Consider the following 24,940-nt stretch of genomic DNA (forward strand, 5'->3'; position numbering starts at 1 on the left):
TCGAATCAGATCCGATCGGCGACGGCGTCGGGGTGGTGCTGCGCGACGTTCGCCGGGTAGCTGCGCACGAAGTAGTTCCACAACTGTTCGCCGTAGGTACCCGCACGGTGCATGCTCGTCATGTCGCTCACGCCAGATCGCGTCTCCGCCGCGCTGGCCATGAACCCCGCCGACGAGTGGCGGGGGCTCGCCGCGACGGCATCGGCGAACCGATGGTCGAGACCGATCGGATCGAGCGACGTGTCGAGCGACGGGCCGTGGAAGTACGCAGCCGACATCCGCGGCTCGGTCGTGATGACACGGTGCTTGGTCGCCACGAAGTAGTTGCCGGTCATCGACTGCAGCATCTCACCGAGGTTGACGACGAACGACCTCTCCACGATCGGGACGGCGATCCACTCGCCGGCCGGGTTCACGACCTCGAGACCGGCGACGGACCCGGGTGCCAGGAGCGTGAGGAACCCGGTGTCGTGATGAGCGTTCACGCCGGCACCGCCCGGGGGCGTGGGCGGATAGTTGATCATCTTCGTCAGCGACATCGGTCGATCGCCGAACAGATCGACGAAGAAGTCGTCGCGCAGGGCGAGGTGGTCGGCGAGCAGCCCCAGGATGCGATCGGCGAGGTCCCCGAGTTCGCTCATCCAACGCTCGGTGATCTCACGCTGTCCGGCGAGCAGGTCGGTGGGCATCCACTGGTTGGGTCCGTGGAGCCGGTCGTGGACGGGGCCGTGTGCCGCGTCCGACACGGGCCACTCGGACCAGACGTCGATCTGCTCGCGCACGTCGACTCGGTTGTTGGTGAGCTCCGAACCGACGGCCTCCCATCCACGGAAGTGCGGAGACCTGCGCTTGTCGATCATCGAACGCTCCGCCACGTCGAGAGCGAAGAACCGTCGCATCAGGTCGAACACGTCGTCGACGACCGAGTCCGGGATGCCGTGGTCGGTCACCACCATGAAGCCGACCTCGTGGCACGCACGTCCGACGGTCGCGGAGAGGGCACGCCGCTCCCGGGAGGTGCCGCCGATCCCGGCGAGGCTGACGATCGGGATCTCGTCGAAGCCTGACGGGGTCATGGCCGAGGCTCAGTTGTACTGGTCGAGGATGGCGGACTCGGTCACCCGGGCGAGTGTTTCGCGCACGTCGGCGGCGGTGGCCGCGTCGATTCCCGCCACCGCTGTCAGTTCGTCGATCGTGGCGCGCTGGAGCTTGGAGAGCCCGTTGAAGTGTTGTGCGATGGCGGCTGCCGATTCGGCGTCGAGCCGTCCGGTCCGGTTGAGGAGTCGGAGTCCGCGCGGAGCGACGGACTGGCCGAGGTCGGTCGACTCGGCGATGCGGTGCAGGGCGTTGGCCGAGAGGCGCAGATCGTGGATCTCGTCGTCGGTGAGACTGGACATCTCCGCCAGCGTCTGCGCAGCGGTGTGATCGTCGGCGACGTAGTCGGTGACCACCAGTTCCAGTTCGTCGTCGATCTCGCCGTACAACTCGTCGAGTTGGAGACGCAACAGCCGGGCGTCGACGCCGAGTTCGACGATCATCGTCTCGATCTCGTCGGCGATGCGGTGCACCATCTCCCCGCGCTGCACGACGGCGGCGACGTCGCGCAGGGTGGCGACGTCTTCGACCTCGACCGCCGTGAGGTTGGCGATGGCGTCGTCGAGTCGGATCTTGTAGCGCTCGAGAGTCTGGAGTGCCTGGTTCGCCCGTTCCAGCAACCGGCCGACCTCCTGCAGCTGACGCTTGCCGCCGCCGGCGTAGACGTTGATGACGCCCATCTCCTCGCTGGCCGACACGACGGGCACGCCCAGCGACCGGGCGACACGCTCTGCCGTGCGGTGACGGGTGCCCGTCTCGCTCGTGGGCACCGTGGGGTCGGGGACGAGGTGCACGTTCGCACGCGCGATGCGTCCGCCATCGAGGGAGATGATGATCGCGCCGTCCATCTTGGCCAGCTCGGACAGGCGCTGCGGGCTGTACGGGGCGTCGACGAGGAACCCACCCGAACAGATCGACAGGACGTCGGGCCCGTCGTCGAGCACGAGGAGTGCCCCCGCCTGAGCTCGGACCACACGGTCGATGCCGTCACGGAGCGGAGTGCCCGGTGCGACCCGAGCGAGCGCATCGCGCATCTTCTCGTTCGCACTCCCGTATCGCACTCCCATGCGACGAGTCTAGTTGGCGGGCTCCGGGTGCGGGTCGGTGATCGCGATCGCCGCGACGGAATGTGAGGGCGGGCGTCGACTCGTCCGGCCGTGCGAGGGACTCAGGATGATCAGTGGGGGAAGCCGGGGACGCCGTCGTCGAGTTGGACTCCGGTGCTGTTGAGGAACCCCGAGACCAGCCGATAGAAGCCGGCGACGACGAGGAGCTCTGCGAGTTCGGCGTCGTTCCAGCGCGCGTCGAGCGACGCCCAGGTGCCGTCGCTGACACAGTCGTCCGCATGGAGGTCGTCGGCGAGGGCGATCAGTGCGAGATCGCCGTCCGACCAGTCGTGATCGCCGGGGGCCCTCACGAGAGCATCGATCTCCTCCTGTGTGAGGCCGCAGTCCAATCCGATCACGGTGTGCTGACCGAACTCGTACTGGGACCGTGCGTTGGCGCCGACTCGCAGGATCACGAGCTCGCGCTCACGCGCAGGCAGCAGGCCCTTGTTGAGGAGGAAGCCGCCGAGCAGGTTGAACCGCTTGAGCAGCTTGGGGTGGTGGCCGAGTGTGCCGAAGATGTTCAGTGGCTTGCCGTCGCGGGTGAGAGCGGTCGCGAGGATTTCGGCGAGTTCGCCGTCGAACTCGGTGATCGGCTCGATGCGCGGGTGGGTCGGTCGGCTCGACTGGTCGGTCATCGACCCGACGGTAGCGAGCCTTCGTCGAGCGTCGAGCGTCGAGCGTCGAGCAGCCATGTCGACCGGGTCGAGCCCGGCCAGCGCGGGTCCGCTCACGCGTGGTCGAGCCGGGGCATCAGAAGCTGTCGTTCCCCGCACCGACGCCGGCTTCGCGCAGCGCATCGGCGAGCGTGGCGACGCGGATCAGACGGACCTTGTCGGCCACTTCCTCGTCGGGGTCGGGCGACTTGGCGGGGAGGATCACCCGTCGGAAGCCGAGGCGTGCGGCCTCGGTGACCCGACGAGGAGCGTGGCTCACCTGACGCACCTCACCGCCCAGACCGACCTCGCCGAACACGGCCATGTCGGCCGGGAGCGGCCGATCGCACATCGAGCTCGCGACGGCGAGGCAGATTCCCAGGTCGAGGCCCGGTTCGTTGAGCTTGGCCCCACCGGCCGCCGATGCGTACACGTCCTGGTCGGCCACCCCGATCCTGCCTCGCCGTCCGAGTACCGCCATCAGCATCGACAGACGTCCGCCGTCGATCCCCTGCGCGCTGCGCCGCTTCGGCACGTTCTCCAGGCCCTTCGACGTGAGCGCCTGCAACTCGACCACGATCGGGCGGCGACCCTCCATGGTCGGGACGACGGCCGAGCCGGCCACCCCCGTGCGCCGATCGGCGAGGAACATCGTGGACGGGTCGGGCACCGCGACGAGGCCGGCTCCGACCATCTCGAACAGGCCGAGTTCGTTCGTCGGTCCGAAGCGGTGCTTCACGGCGCGCAGCAGGCGAAGGGCGTGGTGCCGGTCGCCTTCGAACTGCAGCACCGTGTCGACCACGTGTTCCAGGACGCGCGGACCGGCCAGGTTGCCGTCCTTGGTGACGTGACCGACGAGCACGATCGCGATGTCGCGCTCCTTGGCCTCGTTCACCAGTCGGTGGGCGCAGCCGCGAACCTGGCCGACCGACCCGGGAGCAGACGTGAGGTCGGGGTCGACCATGGTCTGGATCGAGTCGATCACCACCAGTCGAGCCTGGGTCTCGTCGATTGCCCGGATGACGTGGGGGAGCGACGTCTCGGCGTGCAGCCAGAGGTCGGGGCGGATGGCGTCGAGTCGCTCGGCACGCAGCCGGACCTGGGTGGCGCTCTCCTCGGCGCTGACGTAGAGCGTCGTGTCGTCGCGGGCTGCGAGCAACTGCAGCAGCAGCGTGCTCTTGCCGATGCCGGGCTCGCCTCCGAGCAGCGTGACCGATCCGGACACGAGGCCGCCGCCGAGCACCACGTCGAGTTCGTCGATGCCCGTCGAGATCGGTCGGGCCGTGTCCGTGCGGACCTCGCCGATCCGGCTGGGCCCCGATCGATTCGTGGGCGCCAACGGCAGATCGGACGCCGCCCCGGGGCCGCCCACCAGTTCTTCCACGAGCGTGTTCCAGTCGCCACACTCGGCGCACCGTCCCGCCCACTTCGGGGCCTGGGCGCCACACTCCGAGCATGCGTACACGGTCTTGATCCGGGGGGACTTCGCAGCCATGACCCGAGTATGACGTGGGGGTGTCACGGAGTTGTCGGGCACGGCGGCGACGCAGACGTCGACACGGGGTCACATCCATCCGAGATCGACGTCGCCGGTGCTCGTCAGGGCAGGGCGCGTCGTCGGTACCGGCGTGACCGCCGGGACCGTGCGACGGCCACGTACGCGATGAACAGCGTCATGAACGAGATCCAGGCGAAGAACGCGATGAGCGCCAGGGTGGACACGGGACGGGCCCACACACCGCCCTCGGACGGCGCCTGCTCGGTTCGCGCGATGGCTTCGAGGACCGAGCCGTCGAACGGGACCGTCCACTGGAGGCGACCGTCGTCGAGGAGCTCTCCGTTCGTGTCGTCGTCGACGACTTCTCCCGGAAGGGTGAGGCGGAAGACCGCGCTCATGGCGGTGGCCGGGTCGACGCCGGACTCGGCGAAGCGGTCCTCGAACGGGACGCTTCCGACCGCGCTGATCAACTCGTCGTCGGCGAACGACGCGAAGCCGTTCGGCAGGCCGAGCGCGATGTTCGCCGTGTTGTTGGCCGTGTCGCCCGTCTGGCCGCGACGGATGTCGGCGCCGTTGAACGGTGGGCCCAGACTCAGCAGGAGGTTGGTCGCCTCCTTGTCGCTCTCGAAGTCGTGGGTGAGCGTGAGCACAAGGCCGCCCGCGTCGGTTGCGGTGGGTCCGTCGACGACCCAGCCGGCGGCGACGATGTCATCGAGCACGAGGTCGTCGGCGATGGTGGGCACCTGGGCGACGAGTTCCGCGTCGGCCTCGGCGGTCACGGTGATCGTGCCCGTTCCGTCGGCGTCGACCACGACATCGGCAGCGACATCGAGTTGGCACCCGGCGAGTGCGATCACTCCGATCGAGGCAACGATCCATCGAAGCCACTCCGACATCCGTCGAGGGGGTCGAGGGGGTCGTGGTGGTCCCGAATCCGCCGTCATCACTGCTCAAGTATGACGCACGAGGCGCGGGAATGGTCGGAGCCCGAGCATCCAGCACCCGATGTCGATCCCGCCGGTGAGTCTGCGTCGGGGTGGGACCGACCCAGTCTCACCGGTGCGGGTGGTTCCGGATGGTGGTGAGTTTGTGTCGCCCACGGACCGACGCAGTCTCACCGGTGTGGGGGCGATCCGGGTGGTGGTGAGTTTGTGTCGGGGTGGGGGCGACGCAGACTCACCGGTACGGCTCGAAAACGACGAAAGGACCCGCCGCGTCCCGGAGGAAGCGACGGGCCCTCGTCGGGTTCAGTCGGCGGCGGCCTCGGGTGGAGGCAGTTCGCCACCGGCCTCGGGGACCGACGGTGGGTCGACCGCCGTCAGTTCGAGCTCGACCGAGGACGGGGGCACGAAGCCCTCCACCGCGGTGAACGTGAACTTCTTGCCGTCCTTCTCGTCGGGATCCTCCTCGACGTCGACCACGATGATCTCACCGGCCGAGAAGTCCTTGTACAGGATCTTCTCCGACAGCGAGTCCTCGATGTGGCGCTGGATCGCACGACGCAGCGGGCGACCGCCGAGCGTGGGGTCGTAGCCCCGGTCGGCGAGCAGTTCCTTGGCAGCCTGCTTGAGTTCGATGCCCAGACCCTGACCTTCGAGCTGCTTGACCAGACGCTCCATCTGCATGTCGACCATCTGCAGCACTTCGTGACGGGCGAGCTCGTGGAAGACGATGGTCTCGTCGATGCGGTTCAGGAACTCGGGTCGGAAGTGACCCTTCAACGAGTCGTTGACCTTCTCCTTCATCCGCTCGTAGCTCATGGCCGTGTCGTCCTGCGTGAAGCCGACGTTGGCCTTGCGCAGATCCTGCGTACCGAGGTTCGAGGTCATGATCAGCACCGTGTTGCGGAAGTCGACCGAGCGGCCCTGGCTGTCGGTCAGGCGACCTTCCTCCAGGATCTGCAGCAACGTGTTGAACACGTCGGGGTGGGCCTTCTCGATCTCGTCGAAGAGGACCACGGAGAACGGCTTGCGACGCACCGCTTCGGTGAGCTGGCCGCCGTCCTCGTAGCCGACGTAGCCGGGAGGCGACCCGACGAGGCGAGACACGGCATGGGGTTCCATGTACTCGCTCATGTCGAGCGTGATCATCGACTGGTCGTCGCCGAACAGGAACTCGGTGAGGGTCTTGGCGAGCTCGGTCTTGCCGACACCCGTGGGGCCGAGGAAGATGAACGAGCCCGACGGGCGCTTCGGATCCTTGAGGCCGGACCGGGTACGACGGATCGATCGACTGACCGCCTTGATCGCGTCCTCCTGACCGATGATCCGCTTGTGGAGTTCGTCCTCCATGTGGAGCAGACGTTCGGTCTCCTCCTCGGTCAGGCGGTAGACGGGGATGCCCGTCCACATCGACAGCACGTCGGCGACGGCCTCCTCGTCGACCTCGTCGAACAGGTCGACGCCGGAGTCCTTGACCTCGGTCTCCTTGACCGCCTTCTCCTCGAGGAGCTTCTTCTCCTCGTCGCGCAGGCGACCGGCCTCCTCGAACTGCTGGTCCTCGACCGCGGTCTTCTTGGCTTCCTGGACGTCTGCGAGCTTGGTCTCGAGCTCCTTGAGGTCCGGCGGAACGGCCATGCGCTTGATGCGCAGACGTGAGCCGGCTTCGTCGATCAGGTCGATCGCCTTGTCGGGCAGGAAGCGATCGGAGATGTACCGGTCGGCGAGGTTGGCCGCAGCGACGAGGGCCTGGTCGGTGATGGTGACGCGGTGGTGCTTCTCGTACTGGTCGCGGATGCCCTTGAGGATCTCGATGGTGTGAGCGAGCGACGGCTCCTCCACCTTCACGGGCTGGAAGCGGCGCTCGAGGGCGGCGTCCTTCTCGACGTGCTTGCGGTACTCGTCGAGCGTGGTGGCGCCGATGGTCTGGAGCTCGCCACGAGCGAGCATCGGCTTGAGGATCGACGCAGCGTCGATGGCGCCTTCCGCGGCACCCGCTCCGACGAGGGTGTGGATCTCGTCGATGAACAGGAGGATGTCGCCACGCGACTTGATCTCCTTGAGGACCTTCTTCAAGCGCTCCTCGAAGTCACCGCGGTAGCGCGATCCGGCCACGAGCGAGCCGAGGTCGAGCGTGTAGAGCTGCTTGCCGGTGAGCGTGTCGGGAACGTCGTTGTTGACGATCTTCTGGGCGAGGCCCTCGACGATCGCCGTCTTGCCGACGCCGGGTTCACCGATCAGCACCGGGTTGTTCTTGGTGCGACGGCTGAGGATCTGCATCGTGCGCTCGAGTTCCTTCGAGCGACCGATGACCGGGTCGAGCTGACCCAGGCGGGCGGCCTCGGTGAGGTTGCGGCCGAACTGGTCGAGGATCTGGGAGTTGCCGCCCTTCTCGTCCTCGCCCGAGCCCTTACCGACACCGGCGCCGGCGGTTTCACGACCGCCACCCGACGACGAGCCCGAACCCGAACCGCTGCCCGATGCACCGGCGGGACCCTGGTACCCCGAGAGGAGCTGGATGACCTGCTGGCGGACCCGGCTGAGGTCGGCCCCGAGCTTGACGAGCACCTGGGCCGCAACGCCTTCGCCCTCACGGATGAGGCCGAGGAGGATGTGCTCGGTGCCGATGTAGTTGTGGCCGAGCTGGAGTGCTTCACGCAGAGACAGCTCGAGCACCTTCTTGGCACGCGGGGTGAAGGGGATGTGGCCCGACGGCGACGAGCCACCGGTGCCGATGATCTCCTCGACCTGACTACGCACCGCCTCGAGCGAGATGCCGAGCGATTCGAGGGCCTTGGCGGCGACGCCTTCACCCTCGTGGATCAAGCCGAGCAGGATGTGCTCGGTTCCGATGTAGGAGTGGTTGAGGAGGCGCGCCTCCTCCTGCGCCAGCACCACGACCCTGCGGGCCCTATCGGTAAAGCGTTCGAACATCGGCGTGCCCTTTCCCTGTTGCCCTGAGGGCGTTGGAAGACTTGGTGATGAACCCTACCGGCGGGGTCTCGCACTCACCGGTCGATGGGCGTGACAGCTTTCGGCAACAACCCGGGAATACGCACTCGGGTGCGACTCGCCGTCGAACCCGATCGACCACCGATTCGGGACGAGCCCGACCTCATCGGGTCAGATGCAGGTGTCGAAGGACGAACCGGCCGGCGAGGTGAGGAGGGAGCAGTGGGCGGTCGTGTTGCCGAGGGCGGGAAAGGGGTCGGCGACGTCGACGTGGGAGTGGTACATCCGGAAGGTGTCTGCAGTCGGCCCCGCCACGTCGCCCGAGGTGGGCCGGAAGGATGCAGACTGCGCGGACACGATCGTCGAGTGCCGTACGTCGACGGTGAACGTGCCGGTGTTGTTGTAGACGCGCACCACTCCGTAATCGAAGTTGCCCCCTGTGATGTTCTCCAGGTGCGAGCCCGTGATGCGGACGGTCGTGACCCCGGTTCCGCCGAGGGCAATCGCCGTCGCAACGCCGATGACGTCGCTGTTCTCGATGACGACATCGAGCGACGCGACCACGACGACGCCGTCGCCGGCGACGTCGACGACGCTGTCGACGATGCGAGCACGGTGTGATCCCATGGTGAGGCGGACTCCATGGGTTCCGGTCGATCCACCGAACCCGTCCGCGGTGATCGCAACGGAGCGGACCTCGACGTCGACACCCTCCGAGACGATCAGGACGGCCGCGTTGTTGTCGGTCGTCGTGCCGACGAGATGAACGTCGGCGACGGTGGCACGATCTCCGACGAACAGCATGTCCGTGGCGGAGCCGGTGACCGTGGTGTTGCTCCGGCCGCTGCCGAGCAGCGAGACGTCGTCGGGGAGGGTGAGACTCCCGGTCCCGATGTCGTAGGTGCCGGGCTCGAGGTAGATCGCTCGGGGATCGGTCTGGGTGGCCCCGGTGGAGGCAGCGACGGCGCTGCGCAGTGCCGTGCCGTTCTCGACGGCCGAGAGGTCGCCGTTCACGACGATGATCCGGTCGTAGAGGTCGTCGCCGTCGGCTCCGGCCGGACCGGGGGGACCGGGGATGCCGGGGTCACCGGGGTCGCCGGGGTCGCCCTTCGGTCCTGGGGGACCGACGGTGGCGGCTTCGGCGGGTGTGGTGTAGCCGATGACGTCGATGAGGAGTCCGGTGGTGGCGACGGTGCCGGCAGCGGTGCCGTACCAGATGTCGATGGTGCCGGCCGCGGGTCCGGTCGTCGGCAGGTTCACGGTGACGGCGTTGGGGATGACCTGTCCCGCAGCCGCGTTGAGGTTGCTCGACGAGGGCTCGCCGGTGGCGGTGCCGGGCCGGATGGAGAGGAATCCTCCGGTCGAGGGACCGAGGACGGTGACGTTGAGGAGCGCACCGGTCGCCCCGGTCGGGATGACCTGGGCGACGACGTCGGTGCCGGTCGTCCCGCCCACCCGGGTGGGCACGGCTCCGGTCAGTCGCAGGCTGGTGTTCGTGTTCGTCGCGATCGGTCCGGGGAGTCCCGTTGCCGTGCGGGTGTCGAGCACGCGGGTCGGGTCGACGGTCACGACCGACGACGCGACCGACCCCGTGGTCTGAGCCGACACCGACGTGGTGGTGGCGACCGCGACGGTCACGGCTGTGGTGGCGAGTGCTGCGGCCGCGACGTACACGGCGATGCGACGGCGGGACGACGGACGGTGAAGGCGCATTGGACGATTCGATCAGACGCCCGTGAACCGTGCGTGAACGGGTGGTGGACGACACCAGGAGACGGGCGAAGGTGACGCACGGGCGAGCGCAACGCTGCTGACGGTTGTTGTCGATCTGTTACCGGTGCGGGTCTAGTGTCCGCGGCATGGCAAGGATCTCAGGTCTCCTGGCGGCGGGCGTCGTCGTGTGTTCATCGGTGCTGATCGGTGTCGGCGCTGCTCCGGCCACCGTGACGGGTGCCGGCGAAGCGTTCGCGCCTCTCGCCTCACCTCAGCGGATCGCCGACACGCGCCCGGTGGGGGAGACGGTCGACGGTCGGGTCGAGAAGACCGGCCCGGTGGCGGCCGGACGGCGCCTCGAGTTGCAGGTCGCCGGACGCGCCGGCGTCGCCTCGGACGCCACGGCGGTCGTGCTCAACGTGACCGTGCTCGGCTCGCAGAACGGCGGCTTCGTCACGGTGTACCCGTGCGATCAGCCGTTGCCGAACGGATCCAACATCAACTACCGCCAGGGGCAGGTCATCGCGAACGCCGTGTTCGCCCGCCTCGATCCGAGCGGACGGACGTGCATCCACACCTCGGCCACGGCGCAACTGGTCGTCGACGTGACCGGTTCGCTCCCCGGCGACTCGTTCGCAACCCTCGCCGCCCCGGCGCGACTGCTCGACACGCGCCCCATCGGCGAGGCCTTCGACGACGACGCCCGCTTCGAGAAGACCGGGCGACTGGGCGCCGGAGACACGTTCACGTTGCAGGTCGCCGGGCGAGCGGGGATTCCCGCCGACGCCACGATCGCCGTGCTGAACGTGGCGGCGATCGCTCCGGACGGCGGCGGATTCATCACGATGCACCCGTGCGACCAGCGCCTCCCCAACGCCTCGAACGTCAACTACGCCGCTGGTCAGGTGGTGGCCAACTCCGTGGTCGCCCGCCTGGACGCTGCGGGCCGGACGTGCATCTTCACGTCCTCGACGACCAATCTGCTCGTCGACGCCACCGGCACGCTGGCCGAGGGCGCGTACGCCGCACTGCAGGCGCCGGCACGTGTGTACGACTCGCGTCCGAACGGCGAGACCGTCGACGACGTCGCCGAGAAGACGCTCGCCCGTCGGCCCGGCACGACCCTGCAGCTGCCCATCGCCGGTCGGGCAGGGGTTCCCGCGAATGCGACCGCTGTCGTGTTGAACGTCACTGTCGCGCGGGCGCAGACCGGAGGCTTCGTCACCGTGCATCCCCGCAACTCGACTCGGCCCAACGCCGCCAACCTCAACCATGCGGCGGGTGAGGTGATCGCCAACTCGGTCGTCGCGAAGCTCGGTGGCAACGGTGAGATCTGCATGTTCACCTCGGCGTTCACCGAGATGATCGTCGACGTCGCCGGGTACTTCACCGGCCCGGTCGCGGCCGACACCGGCGAGAACTGTCCGTTCGAGTTCCCTGCGTACGTCTCGACGTCCGGGGTCCGTGAGGACGCTCACCAACTGGTGGGCGAGTTCCAGATGCCACCCGGTCGCTACGTCGGCACGGGCATCGAGGCCGACCAGTTCGGTCGGTGCGACGTGTTCAAGTACGCATTCTTCGGCGACCTCTTCAGCGCCGACGACGGCTCCCGGGGCGACGCGTTCTCGTTCCAGAACTCGCGGTTGATCATCGACGTGCTGCCGACGGATCGCTTCGTGCGGTGGGACGGCTACGACTGCACGCCACTCCTCCCGTACGAGCCGGGGGCATTCGCTCCGGTCGATCTGAACGTCGCACGTGGCACGCACGTCGTGGGTGACCACATCGCTCCGGGGACGTACTCCCTCGACAGCGGGAACTGTGACTTCGAACGGCTCCGGTCGTTCACCGGACGACGTCAGCTCGACCGGATCAGCCTCACGCAGTCGCTGTTCGAGGGTCGAGGGGTGCAGGTCACGGTCCTGGCCTCCGACGTCGGCGTCAGGATGTCCGTCGACTGCAGGATCGTCCGAGTGTGAGCCACCGGCTCGGCGGCGTCCGGATCGTCCCGGCGCTGGCCGCGTCCGTCACGTCGCGGCGTCGACGTAGAAGCCGGTGATGTCGATGATCACGTGAGCGCGACCGACTCCACCGCCGACGAACACGCCGAGCGCTCCGGGCTCGTCGAACGCCGAGGTGAGGTACGCCACCCCGCTGTTCGACACCTGTTCACCGGATCCCGACCACACCAGGGTCGACGCGGATCCGTCGGCGTAGAAGAAGCCGTCGACGTGCATGAAGCCGCTGCCCTCGGTCTGGACCGCCTGCACGTTGTAGGCCACGGCGACCACGTCACCCGGCACCGACTCGAACAGGCTGGGACCGCTCTGGTTCTCGAACGCGGCGAAGACGGGACGTTGATTGCGGCCGACGTCACCGGCGTGGCGGGCATCGATCTTGCCGCTGGCCGCGTCGGTGCGCGAGTCGTAGGCACGGTAGGAACTGATCGGTACGAACAGGGTGCGGGGCCCGGTCGAGATGATCGATCCGCTCGCGGAGTCGGTCGGCACCGCCGCCGAACCGATCCCGGACTGAACGGCGATCAGCCCGCCTCCGACGACGAGCGTCGCGGCGATGGCGAGGTGGCGGATGTGGTGCTTCATGGATCCTCCCGGAAGTCGATCGACGCACGGAGTGCGTCCGGCGCAACGGTACGCGCGATCGCTGGTCCGGTGTGGCGGATATTCGTCGCCGGGTGGACGGTGGCGATCCACGACACCTGCGCGTCGGCCAGAGTTCGTGCCGGCTTCACCCTGGAGGAACGGGGGCGGGCTACGGTTCGTGCGTGGGGTCGACGACGGGTGACGCGACGACCGGTGGGGTGGTGATGGAGAAGCGCCGTTCGTGGACGTGGAAGGACACCGGTCTCGGCGTGGCGATGCTCGCACCCTCGGCGATCATCCTCGGGCTGTTCATCCTGTACCCGCTCGGTCGGGCCGTGTGGCTCGGCCAGCAACGCTGCAACGCGGCGGGTACCCGGTGTACGTCGAGCGGGTTCGACCAGTACGTCGACGTGTTCCGCTCGATCGAGTTCCAGAACTCGCTGTTCGTCACCGTCAAGTTCGCCCTGATCACCGTGCCGCTCGGACTGGGTCTCGGTGTCGGTCTGGCCGCACTGGCCGACAAGTACCTCCGCGGGGTGGCCGTCTTCCGCACCGTGTTCTCCTCGACGATCGCCACGTCGGTGGCCGTCGCCAGCCTGATGTGGTTCTTCCTGCTGCAACCGTCGATCGGGTCGCTCGCCAACGTCGGCTGGTTCAACTCGCTGTTCCCGGCGGTCAAGAATCCCGGCTGGCTCGAGGACCCCGGCACCGCACTCGGTGCCGTGGCGCTGTCCAGCGTGTGGGCCGGTCTCGGCTTCACGTTCATCCTCGTCACCGCCTCGCTCCAGTCGATCCCTCGCGAACTGCACGAGGCCGCTGCCGTGGACGGGGCCACCGGCACGATCCGGTTCTGGCGGATCACGGTGCCGATCATCGCCCCGACCCTGCTGTTCCTCGTCGTGGTCCTCACGACCCGCGCCTTCCAGGCCTACGGCGAGGTCGACCTGCTCACCAACGGGGGCCCCAGCCCGCAGGAATCCACCACCACGCTCGCCTACCTCGTGTACGGCGAGACACCCGTGTCGTCGGACCCCGGTCTCCAGGCCACCGGCTCGGTGCTGATCTTCCTCCTGCTGCTCGTGCTGTCCGCCGTGCAGGTGCGGGCGTTCGGGAGGAGGGCCGATGTCAACCGCTGACACCACCGCCGCGGCTGCGATCGACGATCCGAACGTCTCGTCGACGAAACGCATCACCTCGGTTCGCCGCACGGCGTGGGACGAACCGACGGGTGCCCGCCTCGCGATGCGCTACGGGCTGCTCGTGGTGATCACGCTCCTCGTCCTCTTCCCCGTCTACACCACGGTGCTCGGAGCATTCACGCCCAGCAACCGGGTGCTCGAGAACCGGCTGCTGCCCGGCGAACTCACCTTCGACGTGGTGCGCAACGCCTGGACCGAGGGTCGCCTCGGGCGCTACCTCGCCAACTCGGCGGTCGTGGCGTTGGTCGTCACGCTCTTCCAACTGGTCACGTCGATGCTGTCGGGGTACGCGTTCGCGCATCTCCGGTTCCCCGCCCGCAACGGGGTCTTCTACCTGTTCCTCGCCACCCTGCTCGTGCCGTTCGAAGCCACCGTCGTGGTCAACCTCGACACGGTCCAGTGGCTCGGCGACGAGTCGAGCATCTTCGGCGGGTTGAACAGCCTGCAGGGTCTCGCGATGCCCTTCCTCGCCACGGCGGTGGGCACGTTCCTCGTGCGTCAGGCGCTGCTCGACCTACCTCGGGACCTGATCGACGCGTCGCGCCTCGACGGGCTGGGTCACCTCGGATTCATCCGCCGGGTCGCGATGCCGCTGGTGCGCCCCACGCTGGGTGCTCTCGCACTGTTCAGCTTCCTCAGCACCTGGAACCAGTACCTGTGGCCGCGCCTGGTGATCAGCGACGCCGATCAACACACGGTCCAGAGCGGGCTGCGCCTGCTGAGTCGGTCGGCACTCGACGAACCGAACCTGGTCATGGCCGGAACCGTGATCGCCGCATTGCCGATCCTCGTCGCGCTCGTGCTCTTCCAACGTCAACTCGTCCGCGGCCTCACTGCCGGTGCGGTGAAAGGCTGATGCCGATGTCTCGGTCACGCCGTCGATCTCCCGTCGCGCGGACCGTCGCCGTGCTCGCCGTGGCCGGCGGACTGGTCGCAGCGTGTGGCAGCGGCAAGTCCGTCACCGATGCCGGGTTCGACCCGATCGACCCACCGGAGGCGGCACCGACCGCGACCACGCCGTCCACGACCGACGCTCCCGCCGACGGCGAACCCGTGGGCGACGACGGTTCGCCGACCGCAGCCGATCCGACCGTGACGGACGCGGTCGCCTCCACGGTGCCCGCGCCTCCGACCACGGTCACGCCGCTCGCCGACCTGCCGCCATGTCCCGTCGACGCGCTCGACGACGCGACGGGACCCATCGAGGTCACCATGTGGTTCGGTCTGGCGGGGGACCTTCCGGGCGTGCTCGAAGGCCTCGCTGCGGAGTACAACGCGAGCCAGGACGCCGTCGTGGTCGACGTGCAGAACCAGACCGACTACGAGTCGGTGGTCGACAAGTTCGTCCAGTTCGGGATCAACGAGCGACCCGAACTGATCCTCGCACCCGAGTACGTGGTGCAGTCCTTCGCACAGTCCGAACTGTTCATCCCCGTCGAGTCGTGCATCGCGGCCGACGAGTATCCGATCGACTCGTTCCTGCCCGGTGCGCTCGGCGCCTATGCGCTCTCCGGCACCCAGTGGGGGATGCCGTTCAACGCATCGAACCCCGTCCTCTACTACAACCGCCTGATGTTCGAGGCAGCCGGCCTCGACCCGGACGACCCGCCGCTCACGTTCGACGAGCTGCGCGCCGTGTCGCAGCAGTTGGTCGACTCGGGTGCTGCTGCGCATGGGCTGGTCGTCGACAACGCTCGTGACTCGGGCACCGGTGGCGCCTCGTTCGAACAGTGGTACGGCCGAGCAGGGGTGCCGTTCGCCGACAACGGCAACGGGCGTCTGGCCCCCACCAGTCAGGTGTTCCTCGACGACCCGCAAGCGTTCGACATCCTCACCTTCATGGCCGGGTTGGTCGACTCCGGCCTCGCGGTGTCCGTCGGCGAGAACGCCGGTGGCCAGGCGGGCCTGCTCAAGCTGGCCGACGCCGCGGCGCCCGCAGCGATGGCGATCGAGACCTCGGCGGCGTTGACCACCGTGCTCGCCGCGCTCGGCGGCGGCCTCATCCCCGGGCTCACCGCCGACGACGTGGGCGTGGCGTTCATGCCCGGGCCGTCCGATTCGCCGGGCGCTCAGATCGGTGGCGGCGCGCTGTGGATCCCGGCGGGCAAGTCCGACGCCGAGGCCGCAGCAGCGTGGGACTTCATCCGGTTCCTCGCGTCCGCCCAGACCCAGTCGACGTGGGCCGACGCCACCGGGTACATCCCCGTGCGCGCCGACGCCGTCGACCTCGATCCGATCGCCTCCACCTATGTGTCCGATCCACGGTTCCGGGTCGCCTACGACCAACTCCTCGCGGTCGGCGACGAGGCCACCGCCTCACGGCCGGTGATCGGCCCGCAGCGCGAGATCCGCCAGCTCGTCGCCGATGCCATCGCTCGCGTCTACGCGGACCCGGCGGGTGCCGACATCACCGCCATCCTCGCCGAGACCGATGCTGCAGCCGACGCGCTCATCGCCAACTACAACCGCCTGAACTGACCCGACGTCAACGTCCGCCCGTCAGCCAGCCCCGGTGGTGGTGAGTCTTCGTCGCCCGGTGGCCGACGGAGCCGCACCGATGACGCCGGTTGCGGCGTCGCCTCATCGTTCGGTGAGTCTTGGTCGCCCCGTGGGCGACGCAGACTCACCGCGACCCGGTCTCGAGGCGACGAGACGCCGAACCCGCTCGCCGATACCCTGCGGCGCCATGGCTACAGCATTCCCGCCGTTCGACGGCTCCGCTCCCAAGTCCCAGAAGTTCTCCGGTCCGCCGGAGATGGGGATCGACACCGACAAGCGCTACACCGCGACCCTCGACACGACTCTCGGCGAGATCGTGATCGCGCTCGACGCCATCAAGGCGCCCAAGACGGTCAACAACTTCGTGTTCCTCGCGCTCAACCACTACTACGACGGCGTGATCTTCCACCGCATCATCCCCGGCTTCATGTGCCAGGGCGGCGACCCCACCGGCACCGGCACCGGCGGCCCTGGCTACAAGTTCGAGGACGAACTGCCCAAGCCCCGCGAGTACCAGATCGGTTCGGTCGCCATGGCGAACGCCGGTCCGAACACCAACGGTTCGCAGTTCTTCCTCGTGTCGGGTGCATCGGGCGTCGGCCTGCCGCCGCAGTACAGCCTCTTCGGCCAGATCGTGAAGGGTCTCGACGTGCTCGACACCATGCAGAACGTTCCGACGGCACGCGGCGACAAGCCCAAGGACGACGTCGTCATCAACTCGGTCACCATCACCACCGCCGACTGAACCTCGACCCGGCGGTTCGTCCACCACCCTGCGCACCGGGCGGCCGGGGTGGTCGGACGTCGCCGGTACGAACGACGTGCTTCGCATGGAACAACTGACGCAACCTCCTCCGTCGGGATCCGAACCCGTCGACCCGGTCGCGCGACGCCAGCGGGTCGGCTTCGAACTCGTCGGCGAGATCGTGCTCGTCCTCGGTCTGTGGCTGGGATACCGCCAGGTTCGGCATCTGACGCGCGACCAGGCCGGCGAGGCGTTCTCGAATGCGCGACAGGTCATCGGCTTCGAGCGGGCGCTCGACCTGTTCAACGAACGCGCCGTGCAGCGCTTCGTCCTCCACAGCGACGCGTTCGTCTGGTTCCTCAACCAGTACTACGCGAGGGTGCACCTGCCGCTCACCGCGGTGTTCGTGGTCTGGCTCCTCGTCCGCCATCGTGACTGGTATCGCCGTGCCCGGACGCTCCTGATCTCGGTGACCGCGGTCGGTCTCCTGATCCACGTCACCTATCCGCTCGCACCGCCCCGGATGATGCGGGGGTACGGCTTCGTCGACACGCTGCGACAACACGGCGTGGATCTCTACAGCGCAGACCCGTCGGACTCGTTCGCCAACCAGTTCGCGGCGATGCCGTCACTCCACTTCGGGTGGGCGGTGATCGTCGCAGTGGTCTTCGTGTCGGTGAAGCGCACCCGTGCGAGCACCCTCGCCTTCGCTCATCCGGCGATCACGCTCCTGGCGATCGTCGCCACCGCCAACCACTACTGGCTCGACGCGATCATCGGGTTGATCCTCGTGGTCTGCGCATGGGTGCTCACCGATCGGGTGTGGCGACGCCGGTTCCTGGGGCTGGCAGGTCGCTGGAGATGACCGGTGTGGAGGTGCTCGTCGCCGTCGCCGTGGTCGTCGGGCTGGTGGGCGTCGTGGTTCCTCTGCTTCCCGGCGCTCTCCTCGCGTGGTCGGCGATCGTCGTGTGGGGCTTCACCGTCGGGACCGGCACCGCCTGGGCGGTCGTGGGCGTGGCAACCGCACTGATCGTCGCCGGTCAGGTCCTGAAGTACACGATTCCCGGTCGAGGACTGCGCGCCGCCGGTGTCCCCAACCGCTCGCTGGTCGTGGGCGGGTTGGCGGCCATCGTCGGCTTCTTCGTCGTCCCCGTCCTGGGCGTGGTCATCGGGTTCGTCCTCGGCGTCTACGCGTCGGAGGTCGAGCGCGTCGGCTCGCCTGCGGCGTGGCCGTCGACCAAGGCGGCGGTTCGTGCCGTCGGTGTGTCGATGTTGCTCGAGCTGACCTCGACACTCCTGGCCGCGGTCGTGTGGGCCACCGGGGTGGCCATCACGTGACGCACGCCTGAGCCGCCGGCCGGGACACGAAGCCGACCCGCGACCGCAGCCGAAGCCACGGCGACCTCATGGCCATCGGCGCGTGAGGTGCCGCACGGATACGGTGGACGACGTGGCCGACGAACTCTCGGCGTCGCAGGCGCGGCGTGTCGCGCTGTACGCGCAGGGGTTCGGTGCGAAGCGGCCGTCGGGACGCGTGGACCGGCGGCACCTGCGCAAGGTGCTCGACCACATCGGGCTGATCCAGATCGACTCGGTGAACGTCCTGGTGCGCAGCCAGGAGTTGCCGTTGTTCGCGCGCCTCGGCCCGCATCCCCGCACGCTCATCGCCGACGCCACGGCGGCGGGGGAACTGTTCGAGTACTGGGTCCACGAGGCGTGCCACGTCCCCGTCGAGCAACGGCCGCTGTACCGGTGGGCGATGGAGGGTCATCCGCGCTGGACGTCGATGCGTCGTTTCGCCGCCGAACGCCAGGACCTGATCGGCTCCGTGCTCGAACGACTGCGCGACGAGGGGCCGCTGGTGGCGAGCGACCTGCAGATGCGCAACCGGCCGAAGGGTCAGTGGTGGGACTGGGACGACGGCAAGCACGCACTGGAGCACCTCTTCCGCACCGGCGAGGTCGCGGCGTCGCGGCGACCGAACGACTTCGCCCGCGTGTACGACCTCGCCGAGCGGGTGATCCCCGCCGCCGTGTTGGACGCGCCGACGCCGAGCGAGGCCGACGCCAAGAAGGAACTGCTGGTCCTCGCCGCGAAGTACCACGGGGTCGGTACCGCCGCCGACCTCGCCGACTACCACCGTCTCGTCCACACTCGGGCGCTGCTCGCCGAACTGGTCGAGGAGGGTCGCCTCGTCGCCGCCTCCGTCGAGGGCTGGACGCAACCGGCGTACATGCATCCCGACGCTCACCTCCCGCGATGGGTTCGGGCCCGAGCGCTGCTCAGCCCGTTCGACCCCGTCGTGTGGTTCCGTGATCGCGCCGAGCGGCTGTTCGGGTTCCACTACCGGATCGAGATCTACGTCCCCCGGCCCGAGCGCGTGTACGGCTACTACGTGCTGCCCTTCCTGCTCGGTGACGAGTTGGTCGCCCGCGTCGATCTGAAGGCGGATCGCTCGACCGGCCGTCTGCTGGTGAAGGGCGCATTCGGCCAGCCGGGGATCGACGAGTCGTACGTCGGCGCCGAACTCCTCGCCGAACTGGACCTGATGGCCGGCTGGCTCGGCCTCGATGCGGGCGTCCATGTGAGCGACCACGGCGATCTCGCTCCTGCGCTGCTCGCTGCGACGGCGTCGTAGAGTCGACCCATGATCATTGCCATCGCTGCCGTACTCGTCGCCGTCGCCATCGGAGTGGGCATCCGACTCGGTGTCGTGAAGGCGAAGGACGATCCTGCGGTGTGGCACGTCGACCCGCTCACCTCCGCGAATCCGAAGACGCCGAACTGGCATCGGGTCGTGCCCGCCGACTCGACCGTCGACCGTCACCCGGATCGCGACGCCCACCCGCCCACGTTCACAGCGTCCGCTTCCCAGCTCGGCGCCGCATTCGACGCTGTGGCGATGGGCGACGAGCGGGTCGCCGTCGTCGCCGGCTCCGCCGCCGAGGGCCACGTCACCTACGTGCAGCGCAGCAAGCTGATGCAGTTCCCCGACTACGTCTCGGTTCGCTTCGTCGACCTGCCCGACGGTGGCTCGACCCTGGCGGTCTTCTCGCGGGCCCGCTACGGGCAGAAGGACTTCGACGTCAACAAGAAGCGCGTCGAACGGTGGCTCGACGCCACGCAGAAGCGCCTCGCCTGATCGACGCGCACCCGGGAGTCGCACGGTCCCGAGTTCGGGCGTCGGTCGGCCGGTCCCGACGCCGAGGCGGACCTGTTCGTCACTCGCGACCGAACACGAGCATGTACGGCCCCTCGGGGGTGTCGATCGTGATCGTGAGCGTCGCTTCGGTGACCCAGTACCGGGCGCTCTGCCCGGGCTCGAACTCGACGGCACCCGAACGCTCGCCGGTTGCTGCATCGAGAACGACCACTCCGCCACTCTCGGCCTCGACCAGGAGCTGGTCACCCCACACCTGAGGGCCGGTCGCGTCGAGTTCGCCGGCGGTGTTCCGGCTCGGGTCTCCGGATTCACTCCACAGAAGCGTTCCCGTTGCTGCGTCGAGGGCGCCGGTCCGATCACCGCTGTCGAACAGCACGACGTCACCGACGGCGGTCACGTCACCGACCGGGGCGTCGTCTGCCGGCGACACGTACGACCAGACCTCGGTGCCGGAGTCGGGGTCGAGCGCGATCAACCGGACCTCGTCGCTGTCGGCGCTGGCCACTCGCTCGACCGCGAGGACGAATGCGCGGGTCGGTTCGACGGTGGGCACGAGGGTGGCGAGTCTGGCCGTGTCGTCGTCGCCGGTCCGGGTGGGCCAGGTCCATGCGGTCGTGCCGGTGGCTGCATCCACCGCGGTGATCGAGGTGCGTCCGTCGCTGGTGTCGGCTGCGTTCCAGAGAGTGGCGACATCGTCCGTGGATCGTGGGAGGTGGCCCACGGCGATGACGTCGCCGTACCAGTCGGCCCGTGTGACGGAACGATTCGCGAGATCCGAGGTCCACGGTCGTCCCCGAGACTCGAGATCGATCCGGGTCAGAGCGGTGCTGTCGCCGTCAGGCGTCGCAACGGCCACGGCGGAATCGTCGGGCGATTGCGTCAGCGTGGCGTCGCCGACGTCGTCACTGGAGTCGCGTGGGATGTGGACGCAGCCGCGGACGTCGCCGTCGGCCGGGTCGAGCGCCGTCAGGCGGTAGTCGTCGCCTCCGACCGCCCCGAAGGTGACGAGGTCGTCGCCGATCAGCCTGGGCGCGACCATCTCGCCGGGTTGTCCCCGATCCCAGGAGATCGTGGCGGTGTCGGGACTGACGCTGATGTGGCGGAAGTTGCTCCGGTCGGCGTTGTACTGCTGGTCGGACAGGACGATGTCGTCCCCGAGGCCCGAGGTGATGGAGTCGACGTCCTGGACCAGCCCTGCTCCGCCGACGAACTCGTCCACACCGGGAAGCGACTCGACCTGGTCGATGATGTCGGATGCCGTGCTCGGGAGGTCGGTGGGTTCGCGGCGGTAGTCGATGCGGCTGTCGCTGCGCAGGTCGGTGTCGTGGGAGCAACCCCACCACGAAGTCTGTGGGACGAACACGACCGCAGCAGCGGTCACGATCACCACCATCGCGACGAGCGAGACGAGGATCCGGCGGAAGGGTTTCGATCGGGCGTCGTCGTTCACGTCTGGATTGTGCCAAGAGGTCGACCGGAACGGCCGGCCGTCGTGCGACATCGGTGCCGGACAGGCGCAGGTTCCCGGGTTCGGGCGTGCTGCGACCGGGGCTCGATGCCGAGGCGATCCGCGCCACGTGCGTGACGTCGAGTGAGCGGATCGACGAGCCATGGACTCGGCGGTGCCGAGCGTGGCGTGGCAAACTTCGTCCCGCACCACGACCGCCGGTCGAGGGAGACCGACCATGAGGGGGGCCGGTGGGAGTTCGGGATGCCCCGGTCCGCAGACTGCTGGTCACGCACTTCCTGAGCAGCCTCGGCGAGTGGGCCGCGACGGTCGGACTCCTCGTGCACGCCTTCAACTGGGGTGGGGCCGACGCGGTCGGCCCGATGTCGTTGGCCGTGCTCACCCCGCCCCTCGTCTGTGCGCCCCTGATCGGGTCGGCAATGCGTCGCTGGCGCACGCAGAGCGTGCGGGTCGGTGCGCTGTCGATCCAGGTGTGGACCTACGGGATCGCCGCGTTGGTGGCTGCGCTGGGCGCGCCGTCGCCGGTGGTGGCTCCGTTCGTCATCGTCGGGTTGTCGGTCACGGCTGCGATCCCTCCGACGACGGCAGCGCTGCTTCCCAAGGTCGCACGGAGCGCCGACGCGTTGATCGGCGGGAACCTCTGGGTCACGCACTGCGACAGTTCCAGCGCGCTGGTCGGGTCGTTGCTGGCCGGGGTGATCGCCGGATTCGGCGGCCCACAGGCGGTGTTCGCGATGGGAGCGGTCGGTGCGGGAATCGGCCTGATCGCCACGACCTGGCGGCCCGGCACCGTCGTCCGCTCGGCACGCAGCGGCGGCGCGACGACCGCCCACGGAGTGCGCGGCCGGGCCGGTGCGATGCTGCGCGGTCGGGGGTGGGCCAAGGGGGTGCTGGGCGTCGCCGCCGCACGAAACCTCGTCGTCGGCAGCTTCGACGTGCTGCTCGTCGTGCTGGCGCTCGAGGTGCTCGAACTCGGCGATGGCGGTTCGGGATACCTGGGGGCCCTCGTGGGTGGCGGGGCGTTGGCCAGCACCGTCATCACCACCGTGGTGGTTCGTCGGACCGCGTTGCGTGGGGCACTGATGGGGGCGGTGATGCTCGCGGCCCTGTTGACGGTCGTCCTCGGGCTGCGCCTCGAGGTGCCCGTCGTGTTCGTCGTCCTCCCGGCGATCGGCGTCTGCATGGCGGTGATGGACGCACTCAGCCGCACCCTTCTCCAACGCTCGACCGATCCGCGTCAACTCGGCCCGTTGTTCGCAGTGATCGGTCTCGTCGCGGCCGCCGGTCAGATCGCCGGCTCGCTGCTGGCGCAGGTGACGTTGGCCCTCGGCGACGTCCGCCTGGCACTGACCGCACTCGGAGCGGTCCTCGCGGCCCTGGCCGTCTTCAGCGTCACCTCGTTGCGCCGTGCCGACGATGAGGCCCACGTTCCCGTGTCGGAGATGGCCTTGATGTCGGGGTTGCCGATGCTCGCGTCGGTGCCGTCGCCGGTGCTCGAGCGCGTCGCCCGGGCGGCCGAGACCACGCCGGTCGAACCCGGCGCATCGATCGTCGAAGAACGACAACGGGTCGACTCGTGCTTCGTCGTCGTCGACGGAGAGTTCGAGGTGACGTCGAACGGCCGGTCGCTGCGCACGGTCGGTCGAGGTGCCGTGATCGGTGAGGTCGGGCTGCTCGCCGGCATCGCGTCGATGACATCGGTGTGTGCCGTGTCCTCCGGGGCGGTCCTGCGCATCGCCCGCGAACCGTTCCTCACGGCACTGACGGGCCACGACACGAACCGAGGAACGAGCGGAGAGGACCTGGGCGACGGACGGACGGAGTCGCCCGATCACTCGTCGGCGCGCAGTCGCTTCCGCACGGCGATCGCCGAGCACCGCCGCCACGCGACCTCGCACGACGGCGACCACGCCGACGTGTGGCTCGGACTCGGCGCAGCCGGTCGGGCGTTCGGAGACCTGACCTTCCTCGAGGCGATCGAGCGGGGAGCAGCGATCGCCGAGGCCAGCGGCGACGACCTGATGCTGGCCGAGGCGGCGTCGCTGACCACGGTGCAGGGGTTCTTCTTCATCCTCGCGGACAACGTCGATCCGGCGATGACCGACGTGTGCGAGCGGGCGTTGGCGCGGCTCGATTCCGACGACCCGGCACGGGTTCGGGTGCTGGCGGCGCTCGCCTCGAACCTGTCGTTCTCCGGCGATCACGAGCGGCGGGTCCACCTGATCGCCGAAGCGAACCGGCTCGCCTCCGAACACGGCGAGCCGATCCTGGAGGCGATCGCGCTCAACGCCGAGTTCGTGTCGCGCTGGGAACCCGGCACGCTCGACCGACGTGAAGTGATCGCCGACCGACTGATCGACCTGGCATCGGAACTGGGCGACGCCGAGATCGAGTTCATCGGCGAGTTCTTCGCCGGGTACTGCGCGGTGGAACGAGGATGCGTCGAGGATGCGCACGTGCGCCTCGTCCGACTCCGTCGTCTCGTCCCCGCGACGGGAATCGAGTACTTCGACTTCCTCGTCGAACGGTTCATCCTGGCGATCGACATCGCACGTGGCGCTTCGGAGCTCGCCCAGCGCGTCGACGCGCTCGCCGCTCGCCACGCCGACTCCCACGCCGACACCGACGGGACCTGGGCGCTCCAGGTCGGAGGAATCGCCATCCAGTCCGGTCGCCTCGACACGATGATCCCGGTGATCTCGACGATGCTCGACGGTCCCCACTCCAACACCTGGCGAGCGGGTCTGGCGATCGCTCACCTGATGGCCGGCGACGACGACGCGGCCGGCCGGGTCCTCGACGAGCAGGGTCCGATTCGACGCAGCTACTTCTGGATGAGCGTGATGCAGTGCCGGGCGGAGGTGGCTGCACACCTCGGACGGACGGAACTGTGCGCCCGGTTGTTCGCCGAACTCGCTCCGTACCGTGGACGCGTCGGGATCGCCTCGTCGGGAACGCTGGTGGTCGGTCTGGTCTCGCGTTCGCTGGGTGAGCTGGCCGCTGCTCTCGGACGCACGGACGAGGCGGTCGAACTCCTCACCGAGGCGATCCGCGACGCCGACGAGCTCGAGATGACCTTCGAAGCAACGGTCGCACGCCGTCTGCTGGCCGGTGTGCGTTCGGCGACCGGTGACGCAGCGGCTGCGAGCGCGCTCGCCGAGGAGGCGCGTGCCACCGCCGACCTGCACGGGTTCGAGCGAGAGGCTCGGCTCGCACGTGAGCTGATCGATCGACCGATCCGGACACCGAGGACCCCGGGGCCGCACGACCCGGTCGGACGCGTCAGCGTGAAGGGTGACGCGTGA

19 protein-coding genes are annotated in these 24,940 nt (G+C 68.7%); 10 read left to right on the forward strand and 9 right to left on the reverse strand.

Translation table 11 applies throughout. The features are described from left to right. Positions 1-5 precede the first annotated feature (5 nt). The 7 genes from ABJK40_RS01070 to ABJK40_RS01100 form a co-directional block, all read right to left on the reverse strand. On the reverse strand, positions 6-1,076 hold the full coding sequence (locus tag ABJK40_RS01070; RefSeq protein ID WP_348478744.1) for a 2-oxoglutarate and iron-dependent oxygenase domain-containing protein: 1,071 nt from the start codon (positions 1,074-1,076) through the stop codon (positions 6-8). Positions 1,077-1,085: 9 nt separating this feature from the next. After that, the gene (gene disA / locus ABJK40_RS01075) at positions 1,086-2,162 is read right to left on the reverse strand and encodes a DNA integrity scanning diadenylate cyclase DisA (protein ID WP_348478742.1); all 1,077 of its coding nucleotides are present in this window, start codon (positions 2,160-2,162) and stop codon (positions 1,086-1,088) included. 110 nt (positions 2,163-2,272) lie between these two features. Then, the gene (locus ABJK40_RS01080; protein ID WP_348478741.1) at positions 2,273-2,839 is read right to left on the reverse strand and encodes a carboxymuconolactone decarboxylase family protein; all 567 of its coding nucleotides are present in this window, start codon (positions 2,837-2,839) and stop codon (positions 2,273-2,275) included. A gap of 115 nt (positions 2,840-2,954) precedes the next feature. Continuing rightward, on the reverse strand, positions 2,955-4,352 hold the full coding sequence (radA, locus tag ABJK40_RS01085; RefSeq protein WP_348478739.1) for a DNA repair protein RadA: 1,398 nt from the start codon (positions 4,350-4,352) through the stop codon (positions 2,955-2,957). Between the two features lie 104 nt (positions 4,353-4,456). Then, a complete protein-coding gene (locus tag ABJK40_RS01090) occupies positions 4,457-5,251 on the reverse strand; it encodes a hypothetical protein (RefSeq protein WP_348478738.1) in 795 nt (264 codons plus the stop codon). Positions 5,252-5,602: 351 nt separating this feature from the next. After that, on the reverse strand, positions 5,603-8,227 hold the full coding sequence (locus ABJK40_RS01095; RefSeq protein ID WP_348478737.1) for an ATP-dependent Clp protease ATP-binding subunit: 2,625 nt from the start codon (positions 8,225-8,227) through the stop codon (positions 5,603-5,605). A gap of 189 nt (positions 8,228-8,416) precedes the next feature. Further along, a complete protein-coding gene (locus tag ABJK40_RS01100) occupies positions 8,417-9,958 on the reverse strand; it encodes a hypothetical protein (RefSeq protein WP_348478736.1) in 1,542 nt (513 codons plus the stop codon). A 146-nt stretch (positions 9,959-10,104) separates the two neighbouring features. Between ABJK40_RS01100 and ABJK40_RS01105 the strand changes: the two genes are divergently transcribed. Continuing rightward, entirely contained in the window at positions 10,105-11,937 is a 1,833-nt protein-coding gene (locus ABJK40_RS01105) for a hypothetical protein (protein WP_348478734.1), read from the forward strand. A 48-nt stretch (positions 11,938-11,985) separates the two neighbouring features. Here the strand turns inward: ABJK40_RS01105 and ABJK40_RS01110 are convergent, their stop codons facing one another. Next, positions 11,986-12,561, reverse strand: coding sequence for a hypothetical protein (locus ABJK40_RS01110; protein ID WP_348478733.1), 576 nt, complete (start codon positions 12,559-12,561; stop codon positions 11,986-11,988). Between the two features lie 182 nt (positions 12,562-12,743). Here ABJK40_RS01110 and ABJK40_RS01115 point away from each other — a divergent pair, with 182 nt between their 5' ends. The 8 genes from ABJK40_RS01115 to ABJK40_RS01150 all read left to right on the forward strand — a co-directional run bounded on the left by ABJK40_RS01115 (position 12,744) and on the right by ABJK40_RS01150 (position 20,146). Beyond that, the gene (locus ABJK40_RS01115; RefSeq protein WP_348478732.1) at positions 12,744-13,697 is read left to right on the forward strand and encodes a sugar ABC transporter permease; all 954 of its coding nucleotides are present in this window, start codon (positions 12,744-12,746) and stop codon (positions 13,695-13,697) included. Then, positions 13,684-14,616 carry a carbohydrate ABC transporter permease gene (locus ABJK40_RS01120; RefSeq protein ID WP_348478731.1) on the forward strand — a complete coding sequence of 311 codons (933 nt, stop codon included), beginning with the start codon at positions 13,684-13,686 and terminating at the stop codon, positions 14,614-14,616. Before ABJK40_RS01115 ends, ABJK40_RS01120 begins: the two co-directional genes overlap by 14 nt. Positions 14,617-14,621: 5 nt before the next feature. After that, positions 14,622-16,238 carry an extracellular solute-binding protein gene (locus ABJK40_RS01125; RefSeq protein ID WP_348478730.1) on the forward strand — a complete coding sequence of 539 codons (1,617 nt, stop codon included), beginning with the start codon at positions 14,622-14,624 and terminating at the stop codon, positions 16,236-16,238. A 208-nt stretch (positions 16,239-16,446) separates the two neighbouring features. Then, on the forward strand, positions 16,447-17,004 hold the full coding sequence (locus ABJK40_RS01130) for a peptidylprolyl isomerase (RefSeq protein ID WP_348478729.1): 558 nt from the start codon (positions 16,447-16,449) through the stop codon (positions 17,002-17,004). An 85-nt stretch (positions 17,005-17,089) separates the two neighbouring features. Continuing rightward, positions 17,090-17,869, forward strand: coding sequence for a phosphatase PAP2 family protein (locus tag ABJK40_RS01135; RefSeq protein WP_348478728.1), 780 nt, complete (start codon positions 17,090-17,092; stop codon positions 17,867-17,869). Continuing rightward, entirely contained in the window at positions 17,866-18,342 is a 477-nt protein-coding gene (locus tag ABJK40_RS01140) for a DUF456 domain-containing protein (protein WP_348478727.1), read from the forward strand. Before ABJK40_RS01135 ends, ABJK40_RS01140 begins: the two co-directional genes overlap by 4 nt. 112 nt (positions 18,343-18,454) lie before the next feature. Further along, positions 18,455-19,642, forward strand: coding sequence for a crosslink repair DNA glycosylase YcaQ family protein (locus tag ABJK40_RS01145; protein ID WP_348478726.1), 1,188 nt, complete (start codon positions 18,455-18,457; stop codon positions 19,640-19,642). A gap of 9 nt (positions 19,643-19,651) precedes the next feature. Then, positions 19,652-20,146, forward strand: a complete 495-nt coding sequence (locus ABJK40_RS01150) for a DUF1499 domain-containing protein (protein WP_348478725.1) — start codon at positions 19,652-19,654, stop codon at positions 20,144-20,146. 79 nt (positions 20,147-20,225) lie between these two features. On the opposite strand, the gene ABJK40_RS01155 is transcribed toward ABJK40_RS01150, so the two are convergent. Then, entirely contained in the window at positions 20,226-21,617 is a 1,392-nt protein-coding gene (locus ABJK40_RS01155) for a PQQ-binding-like beta-propeller repeat protein (protein ID WP_348478723.1), read from the reverse strand. A 248-nt stretch (positions 21,618-21,865) separates the two neighbouring features. On the opposite strand from ABJK40_RS01155, the gene ABJK40_RS01160 reads away from it, so the two are divergent. Beyond that, the gene (locus tag ABJK40_RS01160) at positions 21,866-24,940 is read left to right on the forward strand and encodes an MFS transporter (RefSeq protein WP_348478721.1); all 3,075 of its coding nucleotides are present in this window, start codon (positions 21,866-21,868) and stop codon (positions 24,938-24,940) included.

The organism is Ilumatobacter sp. (assembly GCF_039969435.1).
Taxonomy (GTDB): domain Bacteria; phylum Actinomycetota; class Acidimicrobiia; order Acidimicrobiales; family Ilumatobacteraceae; genus Ilumatobacter_A.